Origin of the sequence: Massilia sp. UBA6681 (assembly GCF_002454935.1) — a bacterium.
Classification (GTDB): Bacteria; Pseudomonadota; Gammaproteobacteria; order Burkholderiales; family Burkholderiaceae_D; genus Telluria; species Telluria varians.
Genome location: NZ_DKJX01000016.1, coordinates 1 through 2,529 on the forward strand (window position 1 = coordinate 1; position 2,529 = coordinate 2,529).

Genomic DNA, 2,529 nt, shown 5'->3' on the forward strand with positions numbered 1-2,529 from the left:
GGCGATCGAGGACCTGAACGTGAGCGGCATGCTGGCCAACGCCAGGCTGTCCCGCGCGATCGCGGATGTCGGCTTTTACGAGATCCGTCGCCACCTGCTGTACAAGGCTGCGCGCTACGGCACCCTGATCGTGCTGGCCGACCGCTGGTACCCGTCCAGCAAGCGCTGTTCTGGCTGCGGGGCACGCAACGCCGCCCTGGTCCTGGGCGAGCGCATCTGGACATGCGCCGGCTGCGGCGCGTACCACGACCGCGACGTCAACGCGGCCATCAATTTGCAACGGCTCGCCACCGGCGCCCTCGCGGCGACAACGGCGCTACCCGTGGCGAGTCCGGCGGCGACGCCAGGCACTGCCGCCGGCCAGGTGCCGGCGGGAGGCGGGAAAGTCACGCCTGTCAGGCACGAGCACGGTCAGCAGGACGGCTCGGGGCAGGAAGAGAACGCAGCACATTTATGTGCACGTTTTTGCTAGCAGATGCTGTGCGTGTATGAAGTAGCGGACGGGCGCATCGTGCGCGCCTCGTTCGCGACTGGGGAAAAACGGCTCGGCTAGCCGAGTTCGGCGGCCTGGCTGGCCAGGTCGGCCGCCGGATCCATCACCCCGGCGGGCGCCGGCGTCTTGTCCTTGAACTCGCACAGGTCATTGATCAGGCAGTTCCAGCACTTGGGTTTACGCGCCACGCAGGTGTAGCGGCCGTGGAGGATCAGCCAGTGATGCGCGTCGTGCAGGAAGTCCTTGGGCACGAACTTGAGCAGCTTCTGCTCGACGATGTCGACGTTCTTGCCCGGTGCGATCCTGGTACGGTTCGACACCCGGAAGATGTGGGTGTCGACCGCCATGGTCGGCTCGCCGAACGCGGTATTGAGCACCACGTTGGCGGTCTTGCGGCCCACGCCCGGCAGGGCTTCCAGCGCCTCGCGCGCGCGCGGCACCTCGCCGCCATGCTGCTCCACCAGGATCCGGCAGGTCGCCATGACATTCGCGGCCTTGGTGTTGTACAGGCCGATGGTCGAGATATAGGACTTGAGTTCGTCCAGGCCCAGGTCGAGGATGGCTTGCGGGGTGTTCGCCACCGGGTAGAGGCGGCGCGTCGCCTTGTTGACGCCGACGTCGGTCGACTGCGCCGACAGCAGCACCGCGATCAGGAGCTCGAAGGGGGTCGTGAATTCGAGCTCGGTGGTCGGCTTGGGGTTGGCTGCGCGAAAGCGCGTAAATATTTCTAATCTTTTCGCGGGATTCATCGGTTTTGCTTACTTTTGCTCCGGTGGCGCATCGGGCACATTCGCGGCTGCCTTCTGGCGCGCGCGCTCCATCGCGGCCGCGATGATGGCGCGCTTGCGTTCCTTTTCCGCCAGTTCTTCCGGCGTGTTGGCCGCCTCCGCGGTCACCGCGCGCATCTTCTCCAGGGCCTTGGCGGCCAGGCGCGCATCGTTTTCTTCCTTCTCGCGGCGCAGGCGCTCGCTGCGGAAGTCGTGCCGGGCGCGGGCCGCATCGGCGGCTTCCTGCGACCAGGCGTCCCAGCCGGTGCGCTCCCCCGTCACCGGGACCATCGAGATGCAGTCGACCGGGCAGGGCGCCACGCACAGGTCGCAGCCGGTGCACAGGCTCGGCAGGATGGAGTGCATCTGCTTGGCCGCACCCATGATGGCGTCGACCGGGCAGGCCTGGATGCACAGGGTGCAGCCGATGCAGAGCGACTCGTCGATGAAGGCGACCGGGCGTGGTCGCTCGATGCCGTTGGCGGGGTTGATCGGGATGACCGGACGGCCCGTGATGCTGGAGAGGCGCCGGACGCCCTCGATGCCGCCGGGCGGGCACTGGTTGATCTCGGCTTCGCCGCGCGCGATCGCTTCAGCATACGGACGGCATGCGGGATAGCCGCACTTGGTGCATTGCGTCTGCGGCAAAGCGTCTTCGATCAGGTCGGCGAGGGTCTTGGTCACGGCGCGAAGGTGAGGCGTTCAAAGCCGACATTATCCGCCAAAATCGGAGGGGGTGCGAAGTTGCGTGGGATGCCACTGGCATCCCACGCTCTCCGTGCTGGAGCGAACAGACTGCCGGGTTCGTGCGTGATGTACTGGAGCCTCGACGCTGAAGAGGAGCTCACATGAACAAACTCATCGTACCGGCGCTCGTCGCCGCGGTGCTGGCCGGTGGCGCCGCGGCCCAGGCGCACCAGCGCGGCGAACAGGAAGCGCGCGCGCAAGCGAAGCAGGCCGCCAGGCCGGGGCCTTGGCGCAGCGTGGAGGCCAGCGGCCAGCTCAAGCGCGGCGAGCAGCTGCCGCCACGCTACCGGACGCATCATTTCGTGGTGGAGAACTGGAAGGCGCACCGCCTCACCGAACCGCCGCCGGGGCACCAGTGGGTGCAGGCGGGGAACGATTATGCGCTGGTGGCGATCGCCACCGGGGTGGTGCAGGAGGTGCTGGTGGGACGCTGAACCACGCCGCCAGCCCCAACGAAAAAGCCGGAGCGAGCTCCTAATGCCGTTCAGTTAAGGGAGCTTCTTGACCTTTCGAACGGCATAG

General features: G+C 67.0%; 4 protein-coding genes. 2 read left to right on the forward strand and 2 right to left on the reverse strand.

Annotation, left to right across the window (positions count from 1 at the left end; all coding sequences use genetic code 11):
• Window positions 1–472: RNA-guided endonuclease InsQ/TnpB family protein (locus tag B2R83_RS02345; protein ID WP_292038105.1), on the forward strand; the 472-nt coding region annotated here is incomplete at its 5' end.
• A gap of 77 nt (window positions 473–549) precedes the next feature.
• Here the strand turns inward: B2R83_RS02345 and nth are convergent.
• Both nth and rsxB read right to left on the reverse strand, forming a co-directional pair.
• Window positions 550–1,242 carry an endonuclease III gene (nth, locus tag B2R83_RS02350; protein WP_292038106.1) on the reverse strand — a complete coding sequence of 231 codons (693 nt, stop codon included), beginning with the start codon at window positions 1,240–1,242 and terminating at the stop codon, window positions 550–552.
• A 9-nt stretch (window positions 1,243–1,251) separates the two neighbouring features.
• Entirely contained in the window at window positions 1,252–1,944 is a 693-nt protein-coding gene (rsxB, locus tag B2R83_RS02355) for an electron transport complex subunit RsxB (protein ID WP_292038107.1), read from the reverse strand.
• Window positions 1,945–2,108: 164 nt separating this feature from the next.
• Here rsxB and B2R83_RS02360 point away from each other — a divergent pair, with 164 nt between their 5' ends.
• Window positions 2,109–2,441 carry an RcnB family protein gene (locus tag B2R83_RS02360; protein ID WP_036211954.1) on the forward strand — a complete coding sequence of 111 codons (333 nt, stop codon included), beginning with the start codon at window positions 2,109–2,111 and terminating at the stop codon, window positions 2,439–2,441.
• The last annotated feature ends 88 nt before the right edge of the window (window positions 2,442–2,529 follow it).

What these genes read in the sequence shown, in the direction of transcription:
- nth (WP_292038106.1), bottom strand. Translation starts at nt 1,242, where the DNA reads ATGAATCCCGCGAAAAGATTAGAAATATTTACGCGCTTTCGCGCAGCC.
- B2R83_RS02360 (WP_036211954.1), top strand. Translation starts at nt 2,109, where the DNA reads ATGAACAAACTCATCGTACCGGCGCTCGTCGCCGCGGTGCTGGCCGGT.